24 protein-coding genes and 1 tRNA gene are annotated in these 25,746 nt (G+C 72.7%); 13 read left to right on the top strand and 12 right to left on the bottom strand.

What is annotated here, in order from left to right:
* The first annotated feature begins 205 nt into the window (after positions 1 to 205).
* Both ACZ7MX_RS08025 and ACZ7MX_RS08020 read left to right on the top strand, forming a co-directional pair.
* Entirely contained in the window at positions 206 to 1,846 is a 1,641-nt protein-coding gene (locus ACZ7MX_RS08025; RefSeq protein WP_472130344.1) for a DoxX family protein, read from the top strand.
* 223 nt (positions 1,847 to 2,069) lie between these two features.
* Positions 2,070 to 2,246, top strand: coding sequence for a hypothetical protein (locus tag ACZ7MX_RS08020; RefSeq protein ID WP_472130342.1), 177 nt, complete (start codon positions 2,070 to 2,072; stop codon positions 2,244 to 2,246).
* Positions 2,247 to 2,444: 198 nt separating this feature from the next.
* Here ACZ7MX_RS08020 and ACZ7MX_RS08015 read toward each other — a convergent pair whose 3' ends face one another.
* From ACZ7MX_RS08015 to ACZ7MX_RS08005, 3 genes are all read right to left on the bottom strand, one after another.
* Entirely contained in the window at positions 2,445 to 3,173 is a 729-nt protein-coding gene (locus ACZ7MX_RS08015) for a nucleotidyltransferase family protein (RefSeq protein WP_472130340.1), read from the bottom strand.
* 83 nt (positions 3,174 to 3,256) lie between these two features.
* Complete coding sequence (locus ACZ7MX_RS08010; protein WP_472130338.1) at positions 3,257 to 3,673, bottom strand: hypothetical protein; 417 nt, start codon at positions 3,671 to 3,673, stop codon at positions 3,257 to 3,259.
* 295 nt (positions 3,674 to 3,968) lie between these two features.
* Positions 3,969 to 5,105 (bottom strand): ABC transporter ATP-binding protein, encoded by a 1,137-nt coding sequence (locus ACZ7MX_RS08005; RefSeq protein ID WP_030414373.1) that lies wholly within the window; start codon positions 5,103 to 5,105, stop codon positions 3,969 to 3,971.
* A 180-nt stretch (positions 5,106 to 5,285) separates the two neighbouring features.
* On the opposite strand from ACZ7MX_RS08005, the gene ACZ7MX_RS08000 reads away from it, so the two are divergent.
* The 3 genes from ACZ7MX_RS08000 to ACZ7MX_RS07990 all read left to right on the top strand — a co-directional run bounded on the left by ACZ7MX_RS08000 (position 5,286) and on the right by ACZ7MX_RS07990 (position 7,702).
* Positions 5,286 to 5,359 (top strand) — tRNA-Thr (locus ACZ7MX_RS08000).
* Positions 5,360 to 5,562: 203 nt separating this feature from the next.
* Entirely contained in the window at positions 5,563 to 6,666 is a 1,104-nt protein-coding gene (locus ACZ7MX_RS07995; protein WP_472130336.1) for a M24 family metallopeptidase, read from the top strand.
* Positions 6,667 to 7,057: 391 nt separating this feature from the next.
* Positions 7,058 to 7,702 (top strand): pentapeptide repeat-containing protein, encoded by a 645-nt coding sequence (locus ACZ7MX_RS07990; protein ID WP_472130632.1) that lies wholly within the window; start codon positions 7,058 to 7,060, stop codon positions 7,700 to 7,702.
* 197 nt (positions 7,703 to 7,899) lie between these two features.
* Here ACZ7MX_RS07990 and ACZ7MX_RS07985 read toward each other — a convergent pair whose 3' ends face one another.
* The 3 genes from ACZ7MX_RS07985 to ACZ7MX_RS07975 all read right to left on the bottom strand — a co-directional run bounded on the left by ACZ7MX_RS07985 (position 7,900) and on the right by ACZ7MX_RS07975 (position 11,003).
* Positions 7,900 to 8,397 (bottom strand): hypothetical protein, encoded by a 498-nt coding sequence (locus ACZ7MX_RS07985; protein WP_310727139.1) that lies wholly within the window; start codon positions 8,395 to 8,397, stop codon positions 7,900 to 7,902.
* Positions 8,398 to 8,604: 207 nt separating this feature from the next.
* Positions 8,605 to 9,531: a response regulator gene (locus tag ACZ7MX_RS07980; RefSeq protein ID WP_472130334.1), complete on the bottom strand. Its 927-nt coding sequence runs from the start codon at positions 9,529 to 9,531 to the stop codon at positions 8,605 to 8,607.
* The gene (locus tag ACZ7MX_RS07975) at positions 9,528 to 11,003 is read right to left on the bottom strand and encodes a sensor histidine kinase (RefSeq protein WP_472130630.1); all 1,476 of its coding nucleotides are present in this window, start codon (positions 11,001 to 11,003) and stop codon (positions 9,528 to 9,530) included. Before ACZ7MX_RS07975 ends, ACZ7MX_RS07980 begins: the two co-directional genes overlap by 4 nt.
* Before the next feature lie 534 nt (positions 11,004 to 11,537).
* Here ACZ7MX_RS07975 and ACZ7MX_RS07970 point away from each other — a divergent pair.
* Positions 11,538 to 12,239 (top strand): GlcG/HbpS family heme-binding protein, encoded by a 702-nt coding sequence (locus ACZ7MX_RS07970; RefSeq protein WP_472130332.1) that lies wholly within the window; start codon positions 11,538 to 11,540, stop codon positions 12,237 to 12,239.
* A gap of 133 nt (positions 12,240 to 12,372) precedes the next feature.
* Here ACZ7MX_RS07970 and map read toward each other — a convergent pair whose 3' ends face one another.
* A complete protein-coding gene (gene map, locus ACZ7MX_RS07965) occupies positions 12,373 to 13,140 on the bottom strand; it encodes a type I methionyl aminopeptidase (protein WP_472130330.1) in 768 nt (255 codons plus the stop codon).
* A gap of 80 nt (positions 13,141 to 13,220) precedes the next feature.
* Between map and ACZ7MX_RS07960 the strand changes: the two genes are divergently transcribed.
* Positions 13,221 to 13,514: a helix-turn-helix domain-containing protein gene (locus ACZ7MX_RS07960; protein WP_472130328.1), complete on the top strand. Its 294-nt coding sequence runs from the start codon at positions 13,221 to 13,223 to the stop codon at positions 13,512 to 13,514.
* 297 nt (positions 13,515 to 13,811) lie between these two features.
* On the opposite strand, the gene ACZ7MX_RS07955 is transcribed toward ACZ7MX_RS07960, so the two are convergent.
* Positions 13,812 to 14,387 carry a TerD family protein gene (locus tag ACZ7MX_RS07955; protein ID WP_472130326.1) on the bottom strand — a complete coding sequence of 192 codons (576 nt, stop codon included), beginning with the start codon at positions 14,385 to 14,387 and terminating at the stop codon, positions 13,812 to 13,814.
* A 294-nt stretch (positions 14,388 to 14,681) separates the two neighbouring features.
* On the opposite strand from ACZ7MX_RS07955, the gene arfB reads away from it, so the two are divergent.
* The gene (gene arfB, locus ACZ7MX_RS07950; RefSeq protein ID WP_310727133.1) at positions 14,682 to 15,110 is read left to right on the top strand and encodes an alternative ribosome rescue aminoacyl-tRNA hydrolase ArfB; all 429 of its coding nucleotides are present in this window, start codon (positions 14,682 to 14,684) and stop codon (positions 15,108 to 15,110) included.
* Positions 15,111 to 15,218: 108 nt separating this feature from the next.
* On the opposite strand, the gene ACZ7MX_RS07945 is transcribed toward arfB, so the two are convergent.
* Entirely contained in the window at positions 15,219 to 15,833 is a 615-nt protein-coding gene (locus tag ACZ7MX_RS07945) for a flavin reductase family protein (RefSeq protein WP_472130324.1), read from the bottom strand.
* A 323-nt stretch (positions 15,834 to 16,156) separates the two neighbouring features.
* On the opposite strand from ACZ7MX_RS07945, the gene cdgB reads away from it, so the two are divergent.
* Entirely contained in the window at positions 16,157 to 17,827 is a 1,671-nt protein-coding gene (gene cdgB, locus ACZ7MX_RS07940) for a diguanylate cyclase CdgB (protein ID WP_472130322.1), read from the top strand.
* Between the two features lie 336 nt (positions 17,828 to 18,163).
* Positions 18,164 to 19,078, top strand: a complete 915-nt coding sequence (locus tag ACZ7MX_RS07935) for a carbohydrate-binding protein (protein ID WP_472130320.1) — start codon at positions 18,164 to 18,166, stop codon at positions 19,076 to 19,078.
* A gap of 378 nt (positions 19,079 to 19,456) precedes the next feature.
* On the opposite strand, the gene ACZ7MX_RS07930 is transcribed toward ACZ7MX_RS07935, so the two are convergent.
* The 3 genes from ACZ7MX_RS07930 to ACZ7MX_RS07920 all read right to left on the bottom strand — a co-directional run bounded on the left by ACZ7MX_RS07930 (position 19,457) and on the right by ACZ7MX_RS07920 (position 22,683).
* Complete coding sequence (locus tag ACZ7MX_RS07930; protein WP_472130319.1) at positions 19,457 to 20,383, bottom strand: 1-phosphofructokinase family hexose kinase; 927 nt, start codon at positions 20,381 to 20,383, stop codon at positions 19,457 to 19,459.
* 132 nt (positions 20,384 to 20,515) lie between these two features.
* Positions 20,516 to 21,727 (bottom strand): N-acetylglucosamine-6-phosphate deacetylase, encoded by a 1,212-nt coding sequence (gene nagA, locus ACZ7MX_RS07925; RefSeq protein ID WP_472130317.1) that lies wholly within the window; start codon positions 21,725 to 21,727, stop codon positions 20,516 to 20,518.
* Positions 21,727 to 22,683 (bottom strand): ROK family protein, encoded by a 957-nt coding sequence (locus ACZ7MX_RS07920; RefSeq protein ID WP_472130315.1) that lies wholly within the window; start codon positions 22,681 to 22,683, stop codon positions 21,727 to 21,729. Before ACZ7MX_RS07920 ends, nagA begins: the two co-directional genes overlap by 1 nt.
* 232 nt (positions 22,684 to 22,915) lie before the next feature.
* On the opposite strand from ACZ7MX_RS07920, the gene ACZ7MX_RS07915 reads away from it, so the two are divergent.
* The 3 genes from ACZ7MX_RS07915 to otsB all read left to right on the top strand — a co-directional run bounded on the left by ACZ7MX_RS07915 (position 22,916) and on the right by otsB (position 25,534).
* On the top strand, positions 22,916 to 24,184 hold the full coding sequence (locus ACZ7MX_RS07915) for an extracellular solute-binding protein (RefSeq protein ID WP_472130313.1): 1,269 nt from the start codon (positions 22,916 to 22,918) through the stop codon (positions 24,182 to 24,184).
* Positions 24,185 to 24,255: 71 nt separating this feature from the next.
* Positions 24,256 to 24,537, top strand: coding sequence for a DUF3263 domain-containing protein (locus ACZ7MX_RS07910; protein ID WP_030810538.1), 282 nt, complete (start codon positions 24,256 to 24,258; stop codon positions 24,535 to 24,537).
* Between the two features lie 133 nt (positions 24,538 to 24,670).
* Positions 24,671 to 25,534 (top strand): trehalose-phosphatase, encoded by an 864-nt coding sequence (otsB, locus tag ACZ7MX_RS07905; RefSeq protein WP_472130311.1) that lies wholly within the window; start codon positions 24,671 to 24,673, stop codon positions 25,532 to 25,534.
* The last annotated feature ends 212 nt before the right edge of the window (positions 25,535 to 25,746 follow it).

The raw sequence follows: 25,746 nt of genomic DNA, 5'->3' as shown, positions 1-25,746 counted from the left end.
CCGGCCCACGGCCCGGGGGCGCGTACCTCTTGCGTACCCGCCCCCAGGGCCCGCGCCTGCGCCCCCCGTCCCCGGCCACCCTGGGGCACGGCCTGACCCTCCGTGGGCCTTTTGCGCGCTCATCCCGCATCCCGTGATCTTTTGACGGGTCTCGGACAGATCGACCCGGTCAAGGCAGTGTCTTAACCGCGGGTCACTCGGTTAGATGAGCGTGGACACCAGAACACCCCGCACGCCTCCGGGGGGACGCTCGCCGGGCTTCGATGACGAGCCGGGCCTGAGCTCGGTCAAGGTGCCGTGCGATCCCGCGCAGGTCATCGTCAACCACGCCAGCTTCCGCGTACAGCTCGCCGCGCCCGCGGCGGGTGACGCCCTGGCCGACACCGCGCGCATCCCCGCCGTCCGCGCACCGTCCTCCGGTGCCAGACGCCGGGCACCCGTGGTGTGGAGCGGCCGCACCACACCGGGCGGCACGGCCGGCGCCACCACCCAACTCCTGCACGCGGTGCGCAACGCGGGCATCGGCCTCGACGGCGGCCCCGGCGACGACGTCGGCACGACCCAGGTCCTGCCGCGGGTCCGGCTCGACGAGTCCGCCCCCGCCCAGCGGACCGTGATCGGCCAGCGCGGCCCCGTCGAACCCGACCGCACCCTGCTGCGCGGCGTACGCCCCGTGGGCAGCGCCTACGCCGACAACAACGGCGAGCCGCCCTACCGCAACGCCTACGGCGGCCGCGGCCCCGCCGAGGATGGCTACGACGACGACCACTTCGAGGCCCGGGACCCGTACGACACCGGGTCCCGCCGTCGTGGCGCCGACTCCGTCCGGCACGCCTACTACCCGGGTCGCCGGATGAACCTCGGCGTGGTCCTCCTCCCGCTGCGGATCTTCCTCGGCCTGATCTCCGTCTACGCCGGCATGGGCAAGCTCTGCGACCCCGTCTACTTCGACGGCGGGGAGCGCGGCTCGATGGTCAAGTGGCTGCTGTCGCTCGACCCGTGGGCGCTGGCCGTACCGCTGCGCGACTTCGCCGTCTCGCACCCCGTGGGCGCCGGTCTGACCGTCGCCTTCCTCCAGGTCGTCGTCGGCGTCCTGACCATCTGCGGACTGTGGCAGCGGCTCGCCGCGTCGATCGGTGCGCTGCTCTCCGCCGCACTGCTGATGACCGTCAGCTGGCGCACGGTCCCCGCCTACGACGCGCCCGACATCATCTACCTCGCCGCCTGGAGCCCGCTGATCATCGCGGGCGCCCCCGTCTACTCCATGGACGGCCGGCTGGCCGGTGAGGCGTGGCGGCGGCTCGGTCCCCGCGTGGAGGTCGCCGACCTGCGCCGCCGGGTGCTGCGCCGCGGCGCGATGATGACCACGATGGTGGCCGGACTGACCCTGCTCATCGGCTCGCTGCTCGGCGGCGCCGTACGGTCCGCGACGGTCACGCCCGTGCCGAGGCCCGGTGAGCCCGCGATCAACAACCTGCCCGGCTCGCCCCTGCCCCGCCCCGGCAAGAACACCACCCGGCCCGGCCGGCACCACCCCGGTAGCGGCGCCTCCCGCGCCGGCACACCGTCCGCGGGCGCCTCGCACAAGGCCCACAAGCCCCGCCCGTCCGCGTCGACGCCGGGCGTCGGCCGCTCGACGGGGGCCACCAGCGGCCTCTCGCAGCAGCCCGGCGCGACCACCAGCGCCCCGCAGCAGACCGTTCCGACCCGCGCCCCCGCCCCGTCCCACGTGGCCCCCTCCGCGGGCGGCACCGGCGGCGGCACGACCGGCACGGGCTCCACGGGCTCGGCCGGCTCCGGCGACTCCGGCGGCCGCGGCAGCACCCTGGGCGGGTTGCTGGGCTGAGCTTCTGGTCAGGGGGCTCCTTGCCGCCCACCGCCCCCTGGGTCTTCGCCGCTGCCCGCCCCCTTCGGGGGGTGGGCAGCGGCATGTGGGGCCGGGATCACGGATCACGGGCCCCTGAGGGCCAACCAGTGGCGGGCTCCCGCGCGGGGAGCCACCGTCCGGACCATCGACGGTCCGGACCATCGACGGCACCGGCAAGCGGCGCACCGCGACCCGGCTGTTCGTGACCGGCGTGTTCGCCTTCGCGTCGAAGAAGAAGACCGGCGCACTGTCCCTCGTGGTCCGTGCAGCGGACGGGAACAGCGCAACGGTGAAGGTCCCGGCGAAGAAGGCGCAGAACGTCATGGCCTGGGCCGTCGCGTTCCACGCCCGGCACGCCTGGTCCGAAGCGAACGGCTGAGGCGCACCGGCCGCCCCGGACAGCTGCGCATGGCCCCGCAAGGCGCCGCGTACGGCCGTCAGGGGCCCGTACGCGGCGAGGGGGAGCCGGGAGTCGACCGGCGGGCGTCAAAGGATGCAGCGGCCGCTCAGGGGTGTTCAGGCCGCGTAAGGGTGCCGTGCGGGTCAGCTGCGGCCTACCGGGCCACCAGCGAGACCCTCAACGCCCCTGCGCGCTCAGCTCCTTGGCGGCCTCGGTGAGGTCCTTGGCCGTGTCGATGGCGCGCCAGTACGCGCCGTGTGGAAGCGGATAGCCGGCCAGTCGGCGTTCGCGGGCCAGGCGCGGGAAGGTCATGCGCTCGTGGTCACCGCGTACCGGCAGCAGGCCCGTGAAGGCGGCGGAGAAGACGTAGACGCCGGCGTTGATGAGGTACGGGGAGGGCGGCGCCTCGATGAAGTCCAGTACGTGTCCGAACGCGTCGGTCTCCACGATTCCCCAGGGAATGCGGGGGCGGGCCAGCGCCAGCGTGGCCTCGGCGTCGCGTTCGTGGTGGAAGGCCGCCATCTCGCGCAGCGGGAAGCGGGTCCAGATGTCGCCGTTGGTGGCGTACCAGGGCTCCTCCGGGCGGGGCAGCGAGCCGGCCGCGTACTTGAGGCCACCACCGCGGCCCAGCGGCTCGTCCTCGACAACCGTCGTGACGCGCAGGGGGAGTTGTGCGTGGTCCAGCCACTCCTGGAGCACTTCGGCGAGGTGGCCGCAGGAGATGACGACGTCCGTCACGCCCTCTTCGGCCAGCCAGTTCAGTTGATGGCCGATGATCGGGGTTCCGGTGCCGGGAATCTCGACCATCGGCTTGGGGCGGTCATCGGTGTACGGGCGGAGACGTGAGCCCTGGCCGCCGGCCAGGACCACGGCCTGCGTGGGGTACGAATGCTGGACGCCTGTCATGCTTCGCACCTTATGGGGTGCGAGGAACGGTCGGTGACTGAGCGGTGCGGGGAAAGGTCAGTGGCTGAGCGGGGTGGGAACGGTCACTGGGCGGCCGCGACGCCGGTGGCGAAGGAGGTGTCGCAGACCGGGCGGGAGTAGGCCTGGGCGCGGTGCGCGGCACCGTACTTGGCGACCGCGGCGCGGCCGAGGTCACGGGCGATCGAGGCGCAGTGCCTGGCGAGCGAGGGGTGCTTGGTGGTCGCCTTCTGGAGGTCGGTGAGGGCGACGCCGGGGTCCTTCTCCTGGAGCTCCACCAGGAGGCGCTTGCGCAGGGCCTCCTGCGGGGCGACCGGGTTGGCCTTGGTGGAGGCGCTCCCGGAGGACGCGGTCAGCATCTGGGAGTCGGTGGCCGTCGTCGCCCACGGGACCCGGGTGACCGCGAGGGTCCCGGAGAGTACGAGGACGACGGGGAGGACGAGGGCGAGGGTTCTGCCGATGCGGCGGGCTGCGGAGTTCACGGTCGTGATGGTAGCGAGGAGTGATGATTTGGCGACATTTGGTCACCTTATCGAGCGACGTAATGCCTCGTCGGTCGAGTAGTGATGTTGACGCACTGGTGCGAAAAGCCCGTTCTGTCCCCACTGGTGCAGGCGCCGTACGGCCGTGAACGCAGCGGTGGCGGTGCCGGGTCCTACCCGCCACCGCCACCACTCACACGCACACCCGCGCCGGGTTCACGGCCCGGTGCGACTCACACGCGTCACACCCGCTCCGGGTCCACGGCCCGGTGCGATCCGCGCGGCGCGTTGCCGCTCAGTCGGACAGGCGCTCCCCGGACGACGTCGAGAACACATGCGTCTCGCCCGGCCGCGGCACAACGTGCAGCTGGGTGCCCTTCTCCGGTACCTGGCGGCCGTTGACGCGGACGACCAGGTCCTTCACCTCGCCGCCGACCTCCGCGGTGCCGTACACATAGCCGTCGGCGCCCAGCTCCTCGACGACGTTGACGGTGACGGCCAGACCGGCCGGGGCGTCCGCGCTCTCCTTGGATAGCGACTTCGCCGCGGCGCCGTTCTGCTCGACGATGTCGAAGTGCTCGGGGCGGACGCCCACGGTCACCGTGCGGTCACCCTTGTCGGCGGCCGCGGTCAGCGCCTCCCGGCTCACCGGTACGACACTGTTGCCGAACTTGACCCCGCCGTCGGTGATCGGCACCTCGACGAGGTTCATCGCCGGGGAGCCGATGAATCCGGCCACGAAGAGGTTCGCCGGCCGGTCGTACATGTTCCGCGGCGAGTCGACCTGCTGGAGCAGCCCGTCCTTGAGGACCGCGACCCGGTCGCCCATGGTCATGGCCTCGACCTGGTCGTGGGTGACGTAGACCGTCGTGATCCCCAGTCGGCGCTGCAGCCCGGCGATCTGCGTACGGGTCTGCACGCGCAGCTTCGCGTCCAGGTTGGACAGCGGCTCGTCCATCAGGAAGACCTGCGGCTCCCGCACGATCGCCCGGCCCATCGCGACCCGCTGCCGCTGACCACCGGACAGTGCCTTGGGCTTGCGTCCCAGGTACTCGGTGAGGTCCAGGATCTTCGCCGCGTCCTCGACCTTCTGCCGGATCTCGGCCTTCGGCACGCCGGCGATCTTGAGGGCGAAGCCCATGTTGTCGGCGACGGTCATGTGCGGGTAGAGCGCGTAGTTCTGGAACACCATGGCGATGTCCCGGTCCTTGGGCGGAAGGTGGGTGACGTCGCGGTCCCCGATGCGGATGGCGCCCCCGTCGACGTCCTCCAGCCCCGCGAGCATCCGCAGGGAGGTGGACTTGCCGCATCCGGAGGGGCCGACCAGGACGAGGAATTCGCCGTCCTCGATGGCGATGTCCAACTTGTCGACGGCGGGCTTGTCGGAACCCGGGTAGATCCGGGATGCCTGGTCGTAGGTGACCGTAGCCATGGTGATGAGTCCCTTCACCGGCAGGAACGTGCCGGACGATCCGAGTAAAAGGAGTGGTTTAGTCCACTGATGCGGACTTCCCCGTGACGCTACCCGCGACGGCCCCCGCTGTCAGTAGTCCAGCCCCACCAAATTAAGGAGCCGGGCACCCGGCCCGCCTGGGTACACTTCTTCCGGCACGCCTCCTTAGCTCAGCTGGTCAGAGCACCGCTCTTGTAAAGCGAAGGTCGTCGGTTCGAATCCGACAGGGGGCTCTGAGTGTGGACGAACAGGGATGAACGGGACGAAGCCCCGGGCCGGTGGTGGCCTGGGGCTTTGTGGTTTTCGTCAGGCGTTCGGGTGCGCTTCCGGAGCCGGCCGGGACGGGGCGTGGGGGCGTTGAGGAGTCGCTCGTTGCGGCGGGTTGTGGGCGGGGTGGCGGGGTGCGCGGCGTAAGTTCGCCGGCATGGTGACTTCGATGACGCATGAGGACTACGAGCGGCGGCTGGAGCGGGCGGGGCGGGCGGCGGCCGTTGCCGGGCTGGCCGGGCTGCTGGTGACGCCGGGGCCGGATCTGGTGTGGCTGTGCGGCTACCGGCCGCCCGCGGTCACCGAGCGGCTGACGGCACTGCTGATCGAGCCGGGGCGGCGCTCGCGGCTGCTGGTGCCCGTATTGGAGCAGCCGGATGCGGAGCACTCCGTCGGGGCGGCCGCGCTGGACGTGTCCGGGTGGAGCGATGGTGCGGACCCGTATGCGGAGCTCGCCAAGTGGATGCGTCCGGAGGGGCGTTACGGCGTGTCCGACGCGACCTGGGCGCTGCATCTGCTGGGCCTCCAGCGGTCGGTGCCGGGGGCGGCGTACGCGGCGCTGACGGAGGTGCTGCCGATGCTGCGCGCCGTCAAGGACGCCCACGAGGTGGCGCTGCTGGCGGCCGCCGGGGCGGCCGCGGACGCGACGTACGAGAAGATCCTGGGCGTTCGCTTCGAGGGGCGGCGGGAGTCGGAGGTGGCCGCCGACCTGGCCCGGCTGCTGATCGAGCACGGGCACAGCCAGGTGGACTTCACGGTCGTCGGGTCGGGCCCCAACGGCGCCAATCCGCACCACGAGGCGGGGGAGCGGGTCATCCAGGACGGCGACATGGTCGTCCTCGACTTCGGGGGGCTGAAGGACGGGTACGGGTCGGACACGTCACGCACCGTTCACGTGGGCGAGCCGTCCGCCGAGGAGCGCAAGGTGCACGACATCGTGCGGGAGGCGCAGCAGGCGGCCTTCGAGGAGGTACGGCCGGGCATCGCCTGCCAGGACGTCGACCGGGTGGCCAGGAGGGTGATCAAGGCGGCGGGGTACGGCGAGTACTTCATCCACCGGACCGGGCACGGCATCGGGGTCACCACGCATGAGCCGCCGTACCTGGTGGAGGGCGAGCATCTGCCGCTCGTACCGGGGATGTGCTTCTCGATCGAGCCGGGGATCTATCTGCCGGGGCGGTTCGGGGTGCGGATCGAGGACATCGTGACGTGCACGGAGACGGGCGGCCGGCGGCTGAATGAGACGGCGAGGGGGATGGTGGTGGTGCGGTAGGGGGAGGGTGGGGCCCGGCGGCCGAGGGGCGGGACCGGGCCCCGTCGGTCTGCGATCTCAAGTTCCCGTGGGGACAACCGTTGGGGGTCGTGGGGACAACCGTTGGGGGTCGGCGGGTGGAGACGGCGGTTGAGGGCGAGGGGGAGGGATGGGCGGGGGCCGATGATCGAGGGGACTTCGCGCTGGTCAGGGGGCGTTGTCAGTGGGGTGGTTCACGATGGGTGGTGACGGGTTCCGGCGGACGGGTTCCGGCGGACGGGTTCCGGTGACGGATTCCGGCGGCCGGATTCCGGTGGAGCGTGACGGGTTGCGTTGCGGGTGCGGGACGGGCGACGCGTAGGCGGTCGAGGGTGAAAGGGGTGAGCGCGTGGCCGGGCGCGGTAAGGAGACGGTGCGGGCGGTGCGGCGTCCGGAGGTGCGGCTGCCGGAGCTGGTGGCGTACGACGGCGGGGAGTTGGAGGAGGACGGGGATTACGACGGGCTGGAGTTCGCGGACGCCGACTGGGCGCGGCAGTCGGCGCGTGGCGCGCGGTTCATGGACTGTGCGCTGCGTCGTTGCGGGCTCGACGAGACGGTGCTCGGCCGGGCGCGGATCATCGACAGTGTGTTGAGTGGGGTGCGTGGGGTCGGGACGGACCTGTCCGGGGCGGCCCTGCGCGATGTCGAGGTCTCGGACGCCAGGCTCGGCGGGACGCAGCTGCACGGGGCGGTCCTGGAGCGGGTGGTGGTGCGCGGCGGGAAGATCGACTTCCCGAATCTGCGGCGCGCGAAGTTGCGGGACGTCGCCTTCGAGGGATGCGTCCTCATCGAGGCGGACTTCGCGGGTGCGGAGCTGGAGCGGGTCACGTTCGACGACTGCACCTTGGCGCGGGTCGATTTCTCCGAGGCGCGGATGAAGGACGTCGATCTGCGCGGCGCGGCGGCGGTGGACATCGCGCGGGGGATCGACCGGCTGTCGGGCGCGGTGATCAGTACGGCCCAATTGATGGATCTGGCCCCGGCGTTCGCGGCGCAGGTGGGGGTGCGGGTGGAGTAGGGGAGGGGGAGGGGAGGGAATAGGGGGAGGGGAAGAGGGGGCGCTGGCGGGCGGGTGTTTTGGGGGACCCCGCGCTCGATGTTCCGTTCGCGTGGCTGGTGGCTGGTGGCTGGTGGCTGGTGGCCGGTTGTCTGGGGCCGGTTCGGGCGGGTTCGTGACCGTTTCGGGTGGCTGGTGTTCGGTCGGTCCGGTGGGGGTCAGACGCGGGGGAAGCGGGACTGGAGGTCCCAGATGGCGGGGTTGTCGCCGAGGCCGTCGTGCATGTCGGTGAGGTCGGCGATCAGGTCGTGCAGGAAGTCGCGGGCCTCGCGGCGGAGCGCGGCGTGGTTGAAGGTGAGCGGGGGCTCGTCGGCCGGCATCCAGTCGGCCTCGACGTCCACCCAGCCGAAGCGCCGCTCGAAGCGCATCCGGTCGGCGGATTCCGTGAAGTCGAGTTCGGCGTGGACCGGGCGGGCCGAGCGGCTGCCGCGGGGGTCGGTGTCGAGCTGCTCGACGATGTCGCACAGCGCCCAGGCGAAGTCGAGGACCGGCACCCAGCCCCAGGCGGTGGACAGTTCGCGGTCCGCCGTGGTGTCCGCGAGGTAGACGTCGCCGCAGAAGAGGTCGTGGCGGAGCGCGTGCACCCCCGCGGTCCGGTAGTCCGTCTGCGGCGGGTCCGGGAAGCGGCGGGAGAGGGAATAGCCGAGGTCGATCACGCCTTGATGGTGTCACGCCGGTCGGGCGGCAAACGTTCGCACCGTACCGACCGGGACCGGCACTGACTGGGACCGCTCGCGGTCCCCGCCCCCGTGCCCGTGAGGCAAGCCAGGGCACCACCCCACAGGTGACATCCGCGCCCAGATGGTCCCGACGTCATCGCCCAAAACGATGGCCGACACCCTGGCCGGACGTCACGGACGCCGTCAGGGAAGCAGGCGTTGTTCCTTGGCTACGGAGACCGCGCCGGCCCGGGTGTCCACGGAGAGCTTGTCGTAGATGCGGCCGAGGTGGGTCTTGACCGTGGCCTCGCTGATGAACAGGGCGCGGGCGATCTCCCGGTTGCTCAGTCCCCGGGCGAGCTGGCCGAGGATGTCGAGCTCGCGGTCGGTGAGGGTGGGGCGCGGGCTGCGCATCTGGGCCAGTACCCGGTGGGCGACCGGCCCGGAGAGCGTACTGCGCCCCGCGGCCGCGGCCCGGATGGCGGCGAACAGTTCCTCCGGTCGCTCCGCCTTGAGGAGATAGCCGGTGGCACCGGCGTCGATGGCGCGGGTGATGTCGGCGTCGGTGTCGTAGGTGGTCAGGACGAGGACGTGGGGGATCGGGCCGGTCGGGGGGACCGGGCCGGTCGGGTGGGTCGGGCTCGTCGAGCCGGTCGGGCGGGGTGGTTTGGGAGAACTGGTCGAGCTGGTCGGCCCGGTTGGGCCGGTCGAGCTGGTGGGGCTGGTACCGGCGGGTGTGGTTTTGGTGGGGCGGGTGGTCGGCGGAGTGTGGGTGGCTGAGGTAGTACCCACGGGGTTGGCGGTTCCGGCGGTTTCCCGGGCGCCCGCTGCCTTTACGGTGTTGCCGCCCTTGGCGTCCTCCCGGGCGCGGGCGGTGATGCGGCGGGTGGCTTCGATGCCGTCGATGCCCGAGCCGAGTTGGAGGTCCATCAGGACGACGTCGGGGCGGAGCGCGGCGGCCAGCGCCACGGCCTCCTCGCCGTCGCCGGCCTCGGCGATGACCTCGATGCCGGGGGCGCTGCTGAGCAGGGCGAGCAGCCCGGCGCGGACGACGGCATGGTCGTCGCAGAGCAGCACGCGTACGGGGGTGGGCGGCGCTTCGCCTGTGGAGGAGGTCGCGGAGGAGGTCATGGCGTGCGCTCCAGGGGAACGGCGGCGGACAGGACGGTGCCCTCGCCCGGTGCGGATTCAATGGTGAGCGTCCCGCCGAGCTGCCGCATCCGGGCGTGCATGGCGGGCAGGCCGTGGCCGCGTCCTTGCGCGGCGGCGGTGGTGAAGCCCCGGCCGTCGTCGGCGATGTCGAGGACGACCTGGTCGTCCAGGTAGCTGAGGGTGAGGGTCACGGTGCGCGCGGCGGCGTGCTCACGGACGTTCGCGAGGGCGCCCTGGGCGATGCGTAGCAGCGCGGACTGGACCCGGTCCGGGAGCGGTACGGGGGTGCCGTCCTGGTGGAAGCGCACGCTCAGCCGCCCGTCGGGCTGCCCGCGGCCGCCCGGCCCGCCCGTAGTGGCGCCGGTCGTGGGCCCCGTCGTGGGAACGGGCGTCGGTCCCGTCGTGGGAGCGGTCGTCGGTCCCGTCTCGTGAACGGACGCGTCGCCGGTCGGGGGACCCGTCGTAGGACCGGACGCGTGACCGTGCGGGGGACCCGTCGTGTGACCAGACGCGTGACCGGTCGTGGGACTGGTCGTGGGACTGGTCGTGCGGCCGGTCGTACGGGTGGCCAGTCGGCGGAGGGCCTCCGGGAGGGGGGTGCCGCCGGCCAGGTCGGCCGGGGCGAGGTCGTGGACGAAGCGGCGGGCCTCGGCGAGGTTGCGGGCGGTGATCTCAGTGGCCGTACGTAGATGACCGCGGGCGGTGGCCGGGTCGCTGTCCCAGGTCCGGTCGGCGGCCTGGAGCAGCATCTGCTGGCTGGACAGGCCCTGGGCGAGGGTGTCGTGGATCTCCATGGAGAGGCGCTGTCGCTCGGCGAGCGTGCCCTCGCGCCGCTCGGTCGCGGCCAGTTCGCGGCGGGTTCGCAGAAGATCGTCGATCAGTGCGCGCTGGCGGGCCGCCTGCCGCTCCATGTGGACGAAGACGGCGGTGGCGAGTGCGGCGACGGCTGGCGGGGCGAGCACCAGGATCGGGTCGAATTCGGCGGACAGCCGGAGTTGGGCGGCCACGACGAACGCGGTGAGCAGGCCGACCAGCGCCGATGCGGCACCGGCCGGCAGCGTCCGCAGGCCCGTGTAGAAGAGCGGCACGGCGCACCAGGCGAAGCTCGGCGCGAGCAGGACCACGACGACCCAGACCGTCACGACCGCAGCCAGCCAGAGCAGCCGGCGGGTCTCGGTCTGCCCGGCGTCTCGCGTAGGGGGCCTACGGGGCCTACGGAGCGCACGGGGCGGGCGAGGTGTATCGGACGTGCGAGGTGTACCGGGTGTGCGAGGTGTACCGGGCGTGTGGGGCGCGCGGGGGCGGTGGCCGAGGGTCGGGCCGAGGACGTGGAGCAGGGCCAGGATGATGCTGAGGGCGATGATCCACGGGGTTCGGGGTTCTCCCGGGTGCCGCAGCAGGAAGCGGGCGAGAGAGGCGGCGAGCAGCAGGAAGAACGTCAGGTGCAGCACCGGGCCGAACCAGCGGGCGTCGGGGTCGCGGCCCGGGTCCGGGGCCCTTCCCGGGACTGCGGTCGAGCCCGGCCCCGGCGCGGCGGTCGCTCCCGCGTCCGGGGCGGCGGTCGAGCCCACGTCCGGCGTTGCGGTCGAGCCCGCGCCCGGGACGGTGGCCGACCCCGGGTCGGGAACGGTGACCGCGTCCCTGTTCGCACCCCCGCCCGGGCCTCGGTGCACGCCCCCGCCCGGGTCTCGGTACACGGCCCTGCCCGGGTCCGGGTCCACGGCCCTGCCCGCTTCCCTCTCCCCGTTCGCGCCCCTGTCCGGCGGCTGCTGAGTGATGTGCACCGTGGTCTCCTCGTAGGCCGACGTCCTTCAGACGGGCCCTGGCCGGGCGCCGACCTCGTGGTCGTCACCCGGGTAGTCGTAACCCGGGTGGAGCGGCGCCCGCATCAACCGATCGGTCGACACCGGTATCCCCCATCATGCACGTCGATCCCGGCCGGACCGCCGATCCGGGCGGGCCGGCCTTCCTCCGACGATGAGGGCATGAATCCGAAAACTCCCTTCCGCTCTCCCAAGGTCTCCCCCGAGGTCTCCGACAAGGTCTCCCGCGAGGTCTCCGACAACGCCTCTCACGAGGTCCCTCGCAAGGCCTCCCGCAAGATCCCTCGTAAGGTCTCCGCGATTGGCGTCGTCGCTGCGGCCGGCGTCGTCGCGACCGCCCTGGTGGGCGCGGGTGTCCTCGGCGGCGCCTCCGCGACCGCCGCGCCCTCGTCCACGCACTCCGCCGCCGCGTCCACGGCTTCCACTGCGTCCTCGACCGCGAACGTCGGCAAGGGCCTCACGCGTACCACCACCCACCTCACCCTCGACGCCGCCACCAAGGCCGCCCAGGCCGCGTTGAAGGCGGCCGAGAAGGCCGGGCAACGGGTCTCGGTGACCGTTGTGGACCGCAACGGCAGCACGCTGGTCGCGCTGCGGGGTGACGGCGCCGGGCCGCAGGCGTATGAGTCGGCGACCCGGAAGGCGTTCACTGCGGTCTCCTGGAACGCCCCCACCTCCGAACTGGTCAAGCGCCTCGACCAGGCCCCGACACTCAAGGACATCCCCGGCACCCTCTTCCTGGCGGGCGGTGCGCCCATCCGGGACGAGGACGCGCCGATCGCCGGGATCGGGGTGGCGGGGGCGCCGAGCGGAACCCTCGACGAGCAGTTCGCCCAGGCCGGTGCGCACGCCCTCGACGGGTAACCAGCCCAACGGGCAGAGCGGCGGGCGGGCCGCAGGGCGGAACGAACCGCCGCGGGGCCACGTCAGCCCCCGCGGCCCCGTGACGACAGCACCAGCACCAGCACCAGCAGCCGCACCCGCCCCCTCGGCCCGGTTACGGCATCGTCAGGACCCGTGGCCCGTCCTCCGTCACCGCGATCGTGTGCTCGAAGTGGGCGGCCCGGCTGCCGTCCGCGGTGCGCAGGGTCCAGCCGTCGCCGTCCGTGACGTAGGCGTCCGTGCCGCCGGCGAGGAACATCGGCTCGATGGCGATCACCAGGCCGGGGCGCAGTACGAAGCCGCGGCCCGGCCGGCCGTCGTTCGGGACCGGCGGGTCCTCGTGCATCTGCCGGCCGATGCCGTGGCCGCCGAAGTCGCGGGAGATGCCGTAACCGGCGGCGCGTCCGATGCTGCCGATCGCATGGGAGACGTCGCCGATCCGGGCGCCCGGTACGGCAGCCGCGATGCCGGCTGCGAGCGCCCGTTGGGTGGTGTCCATGAGCCGTTCGTCCTCGGGGCGCGGGGTGCCGACCGTGAAGCTGATGGCGGCGTCGCCGGCCCACCCGTCCACCACCGCGCCGCAGTCGATGCTCACCAGGTCGCCGTCGCGCAGCCGGTATCCGTCCGGGATGCCGTGCACGATCGCGTCGTTGACGGACGCGCAGATGACGGCAGGGAAGGGCGTGGGCGCGAACGACGGGCGGTAGCCGAGGAAGGGTGAGGTGGCGCCGGCCTCGCGCAGCACCGCCCGGGCGACCTCGTCGAGGTCCAGCAGCCGCACGCCCGGCGCGGCGGCCGCGCGCACCGCGGCCAGTGTGTCGGCGACGACCCGGCCGGTCAGCCGCATGGCGTCCACCGCGGGCTCCGTCTTGATTTCCACCATGGATGACCTCCGCAGGGCAGGGGGTGGCTGAACCGGTATTTCTTTACCGGTAATTGTTTACCGGTATTAGTATCACGGGCATGGTGCGGACTCCACTGACTCCTTGGGAGCGGGAACGCGGTGAACGGCTCGGCGCGCTGCTGCGGGTGGCGCGTGGCGGGCGGAGCATGGTCGAGGTCGCGGCGGCGGCGGGACTGTCCGCCGAGACGCTGCGGAAGATCGAGACCGGCCGGGCGCCCACCCCGGCGTTCTTCACGGTCGCGGCGCTGGCCGGCACGCTCGGACTGTCGCTGGACGAGGTGGCGGTGCTGGCCACGCCACCCGAACCGGCGGAGGGGGAGGGGGACGGACAGGGGGACGGCGCGGCTGCCTGAAAACAGCCGCCTGAAAACAACCGCCTGAAACAGCCGCCTGAAACGCGCGCAGGGCCGGCCCCCCCGAAGGGGACCGGCCCTGAAGCAGGCCCGGATCTGCGCGCCCGTGCGTCCATGCCTCGGGCGCTGACCACTGAGATGCGGACCACTCAGCCGCAGACGCGTGGACGTGCACGTGTACGTGGACGTGGATCACTCAGCCCGTACCGCGCCGGTGTGGACCGCTCAGGCGCAGCCCGCGCGGACGTCTTGAACTCGGACGTTGCGGACGTCTTGAGCTCAGACGTTGTCGACGACTCAGACGTTGACGCCGAAGTCCTTCGCGATGCCGACCAGGCCCGAGGCGTAACCCTGGCCCACGGCGCGGAACTTCCACTCCGCGCCGTTGCGGTACAGCTCGCCGAAGACCATGGCGGTCTCGGTGGCCGCGTCCTCGCTCAGGTCGTAGCGCGCGATCTCCGCGCCACCGGCCTGGTTGACGATGCGGATGAAGGCGTTCCGCACCTGGCCGAAGTTCTGGCTGCGGTTCTCGGCGTCGTAGATGGACACCGGGAAGACGATCTTGTCGATGTCGGCCGGCAGTGCCGCCAGGTTGACGTTGATCTGCTCGTCGTCGCCCTCGCCCTGGCCGGTGACGTTGTCACCGGTGTGGACGATCGACTGGTCCGGCGTGCTCTTGTTGTTGAAGAAGACGAAGTGCTGGTCGGAGTAGACCTTGCCGGTTCCGTTCACCGCGATCGCGCTGGCGTCGAGGTCGAAGTCCGTGCCGGTGGTGGTGCGGACGTCCCAGCCGAGGCCCACCGTGACGGCGGTCAGGCCCGGGGCCTCCTTGGTGAGCGAGACGTTGCCGCCCTTGGACAGGCTTACAGCCATGGGGATGTCCCTTTCCTAGTCAACGCGTCGAGTCGTCGGGCTCCGTGCTGGCACGAAGCTACCGTCACCCACCAGAACGTCGTCGGGGGACCGTGAGGTTCCAGGTCTCTTTACTTTCTTTGCCCAATCCTGATGCCTTGGCCCCATCCTGCTGCCGGCCCCCATGCGCCACCCCGGTGTCCGTGCGGCGCCCTGCGCTGTTTGACCGCTCGTAGGCGGAATCTGATGTGCGGCCAGCTCAAGGCGTGCCAAAAGCGGGTGACGGTGCGGTCGGATCCGCGGGATCATAGGGACATGTCCGGGCCCCATGTCATCCGCGGTTCGGTCGTCCTTCCCGAGGCCGAGCTCGTCTGGCGATTCTCGCGGTCCTCGGGTCCGGGCGGCCAGCACGTCAACACCAGCGACAGTCAGGTCGAGCTGCGCTTCGACCTCGGCAGCACGCAAGCGCTGCCGCCGGTGTGGAAGGAGCGTGCGCTGGAGCGGCTGGCCGGCCGGCTGGTCGACGGCGTGCTGTCGGTACGCGCCTCCGACCACCGCTCCCAGTGGCGCAACCGCGAGACCGCGGCCGTCCGGATGGCCGCGCTGCTCGCCGAGGCCAGCGCACCGCCGCCCAAGCCGCGCCGGAAGTCGCGGATCCCACGCGGCATCAACGAACGGCGGCTGCGCGAGAAGAAGCAGCGCGGTGACACCAAGCGCGGCCGCTCGGGCCGCGACTGGACCTGAGCGGCGGGACCGCCCGCCTGCCGCAGCCCGCCGGCCCGCTTTCCCGGGCCTGCTCTCCCCGGCCCGCCGGGCCCCGCCCCCCTGCCTCCCGACCCGGCCTCCCGCCCCTCACCCCAACTGCCGGTACCGCCCCCGGAAGTACGTCAGCGGTCCGTCGTCCTCGTTCGGGATGCCGGTGGCCAGTACCCGTCCGATGACGAGGGTGTGGTCGCCGGCCGTGACGCGCTGCTCGGTGCGGCACTCCAGGGTCGCCAGCGCACCGCCGATGAGCGGGGCGCCGGACGCTTCGCCTCGTACGTGCGCGATGTCCTCGAAGAGAAGCCGGTCGCTGATGCGGCCCTTCATGGCGAATCGTCCGGCGATCTGCCGTTGATGTCCCGAGAGTACGGAAACGGCCCACAGGGGCTGCTCCGCCAGCAGGTCGTCCATCCGGGAGCCGTTGCGAACGCTCACCATCACGAGCGGCGGGTCGAGCGACACGGAAAGGAAGGCGGTGGCGGTCATGCCGGCGTCTTCGCCGCGCGGCCCGGCTTCCGGGTCGTGGGCGGTGATCAGTACGACGCCGGCGGCGAGCCGGGACAGGGCGGCGCGGAACTCGTCGTCACTCACCCCCACAGCATGCGGGATCGGCGCGCCACCCGGCGCGGAGGCCGGCGCGACGGTGGGGGCGGCGGTGGCGGCGGGCCGGGCGGCCGCCGCATCGACAGGGGTTTCCGTGAACACGCCATGAACGCTAACTTCCCGACGTCCGGGCACGCATCGGACCCCGGGACCACCCGCGTCCTAGGTCCAGCGACGGAGGTCGTATACAGGTGGCATAACCCTCGGAATTTGCGTTCAGAAAGTGTAGAAAGAGTGAAGGCAGGTTCGCTGGGACGGGGTGGTGGGGCAGGGTCAACGCTCGCTCACCGCCTGTGACTTGAGTCACAGCGGCCTCTAATTGTTGACCCTGTGTACCGAGTGAAGAGCTCACTGTGATTCAGTGAGCGTGGAATCGGACGACAAGAATCGTGGAGTCTGCTGTCGAGGTCTCAGGGGAGCGAGCGATGGAGACCGAGTCGGAGCCATACGTCCGTCTTGCGACCCTGCGGCAGCTGCACCGAGTGGTCGCCGAACTGAACACCGCACGCAGCCTTGCGGACACCTTGCAGACCGTCGCCGACGGCGCCGTCAACGGCCTCGGCTACGAACTGTCCGCGGTCAACCTCGTGCGGCCCGACGGCGACCTCGTGGTGGCCGCGGTCGCCGGCAGTGCGGGCGCCGAGGCCCTGATGGCCGGCCGGGTCGGCTCGCGCTCCTCCTGGGACCGCCGGCTGTCCATGGGCGAGCGGTGGGGCGACCTGTGCTTCATCCCGTACACCGAGGGCTGGGTGCTGGACGACGACGACGTACCGCAGTGGCACACGGCCGGGCCGGCACCGCGCTTCCCCGACGAGTGGCACCCGATGGACCGCCTCTTCGCGCCCATGTACACCGCGGGCAACGGCGGCGGCGAACTGCTCGGCGTGATCTCCGTCGACCGCCCGCGCAACGGCCGCCGCCCCGGCCCCTGGGGCCAGGAAGCGCTGCAGATGTACGCCTTCCAGTCCGCGATCGCGATCAGCAACGCCCGGCTGCGGGCGAACATGCAGCGCGCCCTGGTCCGGCTGGAGCGCGAGCAGCAGGCCCTGCGCGCCAGCGAGGAGAGCTTCCGGCAGGCCTTCGAGTACGCGCCGAGCGGGATGGCCGTGGCCGAAATGGGCGGGGACCAGCACGGGCGGCTGCTACGGACCAACGACGCGCTGTGCCGGCTGCTCGGCCGTACGGCCTCCGGGCTGCGCCGCTACTCCTTCTCCGACCTCGTCCACCCCGAGGACATCGGCACCCTGCTGCGCACCTCCGCCGAGGGCGGCCGCGCCGAGCTCCGGCTGGCCCGCCGCGACGGCACGTACGTGTGGGTCTCGCTGCGCAACTCCGTCGTCGCCGACACCACCGACGGTCCCCGCTACCTGCTCACCCACGTCGAGGACATCGAGGAGCGCAAGCGGCACGAGCTCCAGCTCGCGCACCGGGCCAGCCACGACTCGCTGACCGGCCTGCCCAACAGCGCCGAACTGCGGACCCGGCTCGGCGCCCGGCTGTGTTCCCGGCCGGCCGGCTCGCTGGCGGACGCCTACGCCTCCTCGGGCGGCGCGGACCCGCGGGACCCGCACGGCTTCCGGCCGGACGGCAAGGAGCCCTTCGACGGCGTCGACGGCTTCGAGGGCAAGGCCCCGGTCCCGTTCGACCACCATGTCCACCTCGTCGCCCCTGCGGACGGGCCGGCCGACGACGGCTCCAAGGGGCTCGCGGTCCTCTTCTGCGACCTCGACGGCTTCAAGTCGATCAACGACCGCTTCGGGCACAACACCGGCGACGCCGTGCTGATCGAGGTGGCCCGCCGGCTGACCAGCGGCGTACGCGACGGCGACACGGTCGCCCGGCTCGGCGGCGACGAGTTCGTGGTGCTCGCCGACGGTCTCGGCACGGCCGACGCCCAGGACCTCGCGGTGCGGCTGCGGAACGCGATCATCCCGCCGATCCGGGTGGAGGGCCGGGCGGTCCGGGTCGGCGCCAGCTTCGGCATCGGCTGGGCGAGCTGCGGGATGACCGCCGAGGAGGTCCTGGAGTCGGCGGACCAGCGGATGTACGTCGAGAAGCGCTCCCGGTCGAAGGCGAACCGGCGGGCGGCGGGCTGACACCGGACGGCGGGCTGACCCCGACGGCGGGCTGACCCCGGGCGCCGCCCGCGGGTGCCGTGCGGCGGACCGGGCGGGGGCTGTGCGGTGGCACGCGGGCCCCGCGCGGCGCATCTCACATCCGCGGCCCGTCGGCCCCCGCACCAGCAGTTCACCGATCCGTAGCGATCTTGTGGCCCGCCGGGCTCGGTGTGGTCCGGACGCGAGGGGGTAGGCTGCGCCGATGCGGCGCGGCGCCGCCGGGGGCCCGGACCAGGATTCGCGCAGAAGACGTCTGCGCACGCGTACCGACCGACGCGTTCATGACGCGCACACATCGCTTGGGAGTGACACGGAATGACGGCCGGCAACAACGGCGCGGACACGCCGGAGAACGACGACCCCTTCGCCTACCTCTACCGCGCGGAAGGCGGCGAGGGCGGGGCACCGGGCTCGCCGGGCGCCGGCGGGGCGGCCCGGCAGCCGGGAGTGCCGCGTACGTCGTACAACCAGGTGCGGGCGGTCGGCCAGCGCCAGTACGGCCAGCAGGCCCAGCAGCCGGTCAGCTACGGCCAGCAGAACGCGACCTACGCCGCGCCGGAGACACTGCCCGGCGGCGACCGCACCCGTGCCGTGCCGTCGCCCGGCCACGGCGCCGAGCCGGAGCCGCGCCGCCGCAACGGCCTGCTGATAGGCGCGGTCTCGGTGGTCGCGGTGGTCTGCATAGGCATCGGCGTCGCGATGCTCACCAACAACGGCGACGACACCAAGAACGCCAACGCCGGCAAGTCCGGCCCGACGGCCGGCGACACCGTCAAGCCGAGCGAACAGCCCCACAGCAAGCCCAAGCCCGGCGAACTCCCCAAGGAGGACGCCGGCAGCCTGCGACTGGACGGCGGGGCGACCACGGCGAAGGACGTGCCCGGGGCCCGCTCGGCCGGCGGGACGTACATAAGCGGGATGAACACCCCCGGCGCCTCCGCCACATGGACGGTCGACGTGGACACCGCCGGCCGGTACAAGCTCTGGGTCGGTTACGGCGTGCCCGGCAAGGACGCCAACCTCACGCTCGGCGTGAACGGCAAGCCGGAGAGCCGCCCGGTCAACATGGGGAACTTCGCCCACGGCCCCGAGGGCGCCTGGGACAAGGGCTGGACCAGGACCTGGTCGTACGTCCAGCTCAACAAGGGCACCAACACCCTCAAGCTGTCCTGCGAGAGCGGCAACCAGTGCGACGTGAACCTGGACCAGGTCTGGCTGGCCAGGAGCTGACGGGTAGGTGCGGGAGGGGCCAGCCTTCGGCAGAAGGGGACATTCTCCTGTCGAAGGCCGAGCGAGTCGACAACCCTTGACCGGAACCGGTTGACAAGAACGGTTGTCGACGAATTCGAGGCGAGCTAAATGCGGCCGCCCTCAACGCAGGCCGCTGCTACCCAGCCTGGCCTGTTTCCCCAAACCACCTTGAGCCAGTCGTTGTCCCGCGGGCCTCCGGGCCAGCAGGAGTAGGCGCCACCGTTGTGGTTCCTCGTGCACGGCATCGAGGTGCAAGCAACCTTCGCCTCGGGGTTGTTGATGGTGGTGAGCTTCGCTGAAGAGGTGCTTGCGCCGGCGCGGACGGCGAACTCGTGAGACTGCTGCAACCGCGGTGCGTCACGCCACGTGGGGATGGTCCGTCACCACCACGCCCCCCAGCAGCTCCTGATACGTCGCCCGGTCGAACTCGCCGGCTGCCGGGGCCCGGACCGTGGCGGCGGACAGGGCCACCGCGCGGGCGAGGCGTGCGGGCCACGGCAGGTCCTCCACCAGGCCGGACAGCAGGCCGGCGACCGCGGAGTCGCCGGCGCCGGTCGGATTGCCGGCGAACCGCCGGGGCGGGGCGGCCTGCCAGGCGCCGTCGGCGGTGACCGCCAGCATCCCCTCCGGGCCCAGTGACGCGGCCACCGCGTGCGCGCCGCGGCGGCGGGTGTCGCGGGCGGCGCGCAGCGGCTCGGTGCTGCCGGTCAGGGCGGCCAGCTCGTCGGCGTTGGGCTTGGCGAGGTCGGGGCGGGCGGCCAGACCCCGGCGCAGCGGTTCGCCGCTGGTGTCGAGGAGGACGGGGACGCCGGCGGTGCGCGCGGTGCGGGTGAGGCGGGCGTAGACGTCGACCGGGACGCCCGGCGGCAGGCTGCCGCACAGGGCCACCGCCCGGGCGTCGCCCAGCAGTTCGCGGTAGGTGCCGAGGAAGGTGTCCCATTCGGCGGGGGAGACGGTCGGGCCCGGCTCGTTGAGCTGGGTGGTGTCCCCGGTGGTCGCGTCGACGACGGCGACCGTGCGGCGGGTGGCGCCGCCGACCGGGACCAGGGCGTCGGTGACCGCCGTCTCGGCGAGCAGGGCGCGCAGCGCGTCCCCGGTGCCGCCGCCCGCGAAGCCGGTGGCGACCGTGCGGTGGCCGAGCGCGGCCAGCACCCGGGCGACGTTCACGCCCTTGCCGCCGGGGCGCTCGGACACCTCGGTGATCCGGTTCGTGCGGTGCGAACGGAGCCGAGGCACGCGGTAGGTGATGTCCAGGGCGGCGTTCAGCGTGACCGTGAGGATCATGGTCGCCCCTCCGGGCAGTCATGGCCGGGCGGCGGCCTGGGTCGGGCAACCGCGCACGGCGGTGGCATGCGGACAAGTGCGCGAGCGATCATGCCATCGTCGGTGGCGGTTGGCCCAGACCCGCAGCTCACCTCACGCGCTCTGCGGCCGCACCACCCACTCGCCCCGGCGCATGACCCCGACCAGGGCGAACGCCGCGTCCAGCACCACCAGGTCGGCGTCCTTGCCGGCCGCCAGGGAGCCGGTGCGGTCGTCGATGCCCAGCAGGCGGGCCGGGGTGGCCGACAGCGCCTGGACGGCCTGATCCACCGTCAGGCCGTCGACGAGGACGGCGCGTTGGAACGCCCGGTCCAGGGTGAGCGTGGAGCCCGCGATGGAGCCGGCCGTGGGGCCGTCGCTGATCCGGGCCACCCCGTCCCTGACCTCGACCTGCATGGGCCCGAGCGGATACATCCCGTCGTCCATGCCGGCCGCGCCCATGGCGTCCGTGATGAACGCGACCCGGCCGCCGCCCGCCTCGCGGACGGCCAGCTGGAGCATCGCGGGGTGCAGATGGGTGCCGTCGTTGATCAGCTCGACGGTGATCCGCTCGTCCTCCAGGAGCGCGGCGACCGGCCCCGGCGCCCGGTGGCCGAGCGGCGGCATCGCGTTGAAGAGGTGGGTGGCGACGGTGGCGCCCGCGTCGATGGCCTGCCGGGCCGCCTCGTAGGACGAGTCGGTGTGGCCGACGGCGGCGATCACCCCGGCGTCGGAGAGCAGCCGCACGGAGGCCAGACCGCCGGGCAGTTCGGGGGCGACGGTCATCATCGCGGCGGTGCCGTGGGCCGCGTCGAGGAGCTTGCGGACGTCGGACGGGTCCGGGTCGCGCAGCAGTCCCGGCTGGTGGGCGCCGCAGCGCTGCGGGGAGATGAACGGGCCCTCGAAGTGGATCCCGGCCAGCTCGCCCTGCTGGACCAGCTCGGCCAGCACCCCGGCCTGCCGGGCGAGTTCGGACAGCTCGCCGGTGACCGTGGAGGCGACCATCGAGGTGGTGCCGTGCCGGCGGTGGGTCTCGACGACCGTCATGCACTCGCCGGGGTCGGCGGACGAGAACGAGCCGCCGCCCCCGCCGTGCACGTGCACGTCGACGAAGCCGGGCACGACCAGGTGGCCGGTCAGGTCCACGGCGTCGCCGCCGCGGTCCTCGGCCAGGTCGGCGTCGCGGCTGTGGACCGCGGCGATCCGGCCGCCCTCGACGATGATCCGGCCGCGCTCGACGACGCCGGACGGGCGGGCGATCCGGGCGCCGGTCAGGACGGTGCGCCGGGGACCCGCGGCCGGCTGCACGGACAGTTGCTGTGCCATCAGGCGGTTACCTCCGTGGAGAGAAGATCCCGGGCGAGGAGTCCCGCGCCCAGGCATCCGGCGGCGTCCCCGAGGGCCGCCGGAACGATCGAGGGGAGCCGCTGGAACGTAACGCGCCGCCGGACCGCTTCCCGCAGAGGCGTGAACAGCGTGTCGCCCGCCTCGGCCAGTCCGCCGCCGATGATCAGCACCTCCGGGTCGAGCAGGGTCAGCCCGGTGACCAGGCCGTCGGCCAGTGCGTCGACCGCGTCCCGCCACACCGCCAGGGCCCGTTCGTCACCGGACGCCACGGCCTTGGCCGCGTCCGCCGCGCCGGCCCCGGGGTCGCCGCAGGCCGCCGCCCAGTCCCGGCCGACCGCGGCGGCCGAGGCCAGCGTCTCCAGACAGCCCCGCTGCCCGCAGCCGCAGGCCCGCCCCCCGGGCCGTACGACGATGTGGCCGATCTCGCCGGCGCTGCCGTGCGCCCCGGCCTCGATGCGGCCGCCGATGCCGATGGCGCCGGCGATGCCGGTGCCCAGCGGGACGAACAGGAAGCGGCCGGCGTCCCGGCCGGCGCCGATCCGGCCCTCGGCCAGGCCGCCGGTGCGCACGTCGTGACCGAGCGCGACCGGGATCCGGCCGAGCCGCTCGGAGAGCAGCGCCCGCAACGGGACGTCCCGCCAGCCGAGGTTCGCGGCGTAGACGGCGGTGCCCGAGGTCTCGTCGACGATGCCGGGGACCGCGACGCCGGCGGCCTCGGCGGGGGTGCCGAAGCGGGCGGTGCCGAGGTCGCGGAGCTCGGCGGCGAAGCCGAGGATCGCCTCGACCACCGCCTCGGGGCCGCGTTCGCGGCCGGTGGGCCGCCGCGCCTCGTAAAGCAGGGCGGGCGGTGTCTTCCCGGACGGTGCGGGATCCACCCCTACGAGGGCGGCCTTCATCCCGGTGCCGCCCACATCCAGGGCGATGACATGTCTCACGGGAACAGTTTCGCGCGATGCGCCCCGAAAGGTCTAGTCCACTCACCGGTCCGGTCCGGGTGAAGGAAGTGTGGGGAGCCCGATACCGAAGGGCAATCACCTGTGGTGTAGACCTTGTATCGGACGCGGGCGGAAACTCGCTGTTCACGCCGGGCGAGGGCGATCCCCGAGACGGTGTCGAGGAACCCGGCAAGCACGGAATTTCGGGACAGGAAAAGGGCGGTAACAGCGGGTGCAGCGGCGGTACTTGAGCCTGGCGGCGGCAGCAACGGCCACCACCATGACACTGACACTCACCGGCTGCGGCGGCGGATCGGGGGACGGCGACGTCACCCTCAAGCTGATCGCCGCGGACTACGGTGACAGCGAGGCCAACAGCTCCCAGCACTACTGGGACCAGCTCGCCCGCGCCTTCGAGAAGAAGAACCCCGGCATCAAGGTCGACGTCGAGGTCGACAGCTGGACCAACGTCGACAAGCACGTCGAGGACCTGGTCAAGGCGGGCAAGGCCCCCGACCTCGCCCAGATAGGCGCGTACGCCGACTACGCGGCCAAGGGCAAGCTCTACAGCGCCGACCAGCTGCTCTCCATACCGGTCCAGGCCGACTTCACCCCCGCCCTCGCGGAGGCCGGTGAATACCACCGCGTCCAGTACGGCCTGCCCTTCGGCGCCAGCACCCGGCGGCTCTTCTACAACAAGAAGCTGTTCACCCAGGCCGGCATCACCAGCCCGCCGGAGACCTGGGACGACATCGCCCACGACGCCGCCCTGCTGAAGTCACACGGCGTCAAGATGCCCTACGCACTGCCGCTCGGCCCCGAGGAGACCCAGGCCGAGACGCTGATGTGGATGCTCAGCGGTGGCGGCGGCTACACCGACAGCATCGGCAAGTACCAGATCAACTCGTCCGAGAACATCAAGACCTTCAACTGGCTGAAGAACGACCTCGTCGGCAAGGGCCTGACCGGCAGCGACCCCGCCAAGCTCAACCGCGAGGACGCCTTCGCCGGCTTCGCCGCCGGTGACGTCGGCATGCTCAACGGCCACCCCACCCTCATGAAGCAGGCCGAGGCCAAGGGCATCGACTACGGCACCGTCGACCTGCCCGGCGTCAAGGGCCCGGCCAAGACCACCATGGGCGTCGCCGACTGGATGATGGCGTTCAAGCAGAACGGCCACCGCGCGGAGGCCGGCAAGTTCCTCGACTTCGTCTACAGCGACAAGAACGTCGAGAAGTTCTCCGGGCAGTACGGCCTGCTGCCCGTCACCACCTCCGCCTCCCAGGCGATGATGGCCGACGACCACTACGCCAAGCTGCACAGCTTCCTCAAGCAGCTGGCCGGCGCCGAGTTCTACCCGGCGGACAAGACCTCCTGGCCGCTGGTCTCCAAGACCATCAAGGCCAGGATGGGCGCCGCGGTCGGCCCGGACGGCAACCCGTCCGGCGTGCTCACCGACATCCAGAACACCGCGGACGCCGAGGACAACAGCGGCGAGTGACACCGCCCGCGGGGACCGGGCCACCCGCCCGGCCCCCGCCCGTCCGACCGTGCGCTTATCGTGGGAACGTGATGACGAGCGGCACCGGCAGTACGGACGACCCGCAGGCCACCGGCGGCGCGGGCGGGTCCGGGCTGTCCGCCCGGGACGAGGCGGTGCTCGCCGTCGAGCGCCGCTCCTGGCCCGGCCCCGGCCCCAAGGAACGGGCCATCCGCGAACGCCTCGGCCTCTCCCCGACCCGCTACTACCAGCTCCTCAACGCCCTGCTGGACGACCCCCGCGCGCTCGCCCACGACCCGGTCACCATCAACCGCCTGCGCCGGATACGCGAGGCGCGCCGCGCCCGCCGCTGACCGGACCCGCCCGCCGCACCCGCCCGCCGCGGCACGCACACGCTTGACGCGGCACGGACGGCGCCGCGACCCGTCGGCCCGATGCGCCCGTGCACCGGCCGTACGCCCGCCCACCGCCGGTAGGGTCGGCGGCATGGGCAGCCCCCCGAACGTGCCGAATCCCGTCACCCCCGCCGGCCGCGACGGCCTCGCCGCGCTGCTGGCCCACCCGGAACGCGCCGTCGTCGCCCTCGACTTCGACGGCACCCTCGCCGACATCGTCCCCGACCCGGAAAAGGCCCGCGCCCACGACGGCGCGGTCACCGCCCTCGGGCGCCTCGTACCGCACCTGCGCGCCGCCGCGGTGATCACCGGCCGCCCGGCCACCGTCGCGGTCCGCCTCGGCGGCTTCGCCGCCGTCCCCGGACTGGACCACCTCACCGTCCTCGGCCACTACGGCGCCGAGCGCTGGGAGGCGTCCACCGGCACCGTGCACGCCCCGCCGCCGCACCCCGGCGTCGCCGCCATACAGGCCGAACTCCCCGGCGTCCTGGACACCTCCGGCGTCTGGCACGGCACCTGGGTCGAGACCGCCATCGAGCGCAAGGGCGGCCGGGCCATCGCCATCCACACCCGCCGCGCCGACGACCCCCAGGGCGCCTTCGAGCGGCTGCGCGCACCGCTCACCGCGCTGGCCGAGCGCCACGGCCTGATCGTCGAACCGGGCCGCCTGGTCCTCGAACTCCGTCCGCCCGGGATGGACAAGGGCGTCGCGCTCGCCGACTGGATCCGCGAAACCGGCGCCTCGACGGTCCTCTACGCCGGCGACGACCTCGGCGACCTGGCCGCCTTCGCCGCCGTCGAAAAACTCCGCTCCGAGGGCCTGACCGGCCTCCTGGTCTGCAGCGGCAGCAACGAGGTCACCGAACTCGCCGACCGCGCCGACCTGGTCGTCGCCGGCCCGGCCGGCGTCGTGGATCTTCTCGGCGCGCTGGCGAACCGCCTCACCACCGACTGACCCCGGCACCGCCTGACCACCGGCACCGCCGGGGCCCGCCCCGCCGTGCCCCGTCCCGCCATGTCCCGCCCCGCCGGGGCCCGGCCCGCCATGTCCCGCCCCGCCGGGAATACCCCGCCCCACCGCTTCGTTGTGGCCCCGCAGGGGGGCCTCGCGTCCCCTAGGGGATCTGTTCGACCCCTCCCTAAGGGATCCACCTCCCCCGGGGCCGG

The organism is Streptomyces sp. NPDC107765 (genome assembly GCF_055657085.1).
Note: the sequence above shows the minus strand (reverse complement) of the source record. Positions and strands in the feature narration are given on the sequence as shown.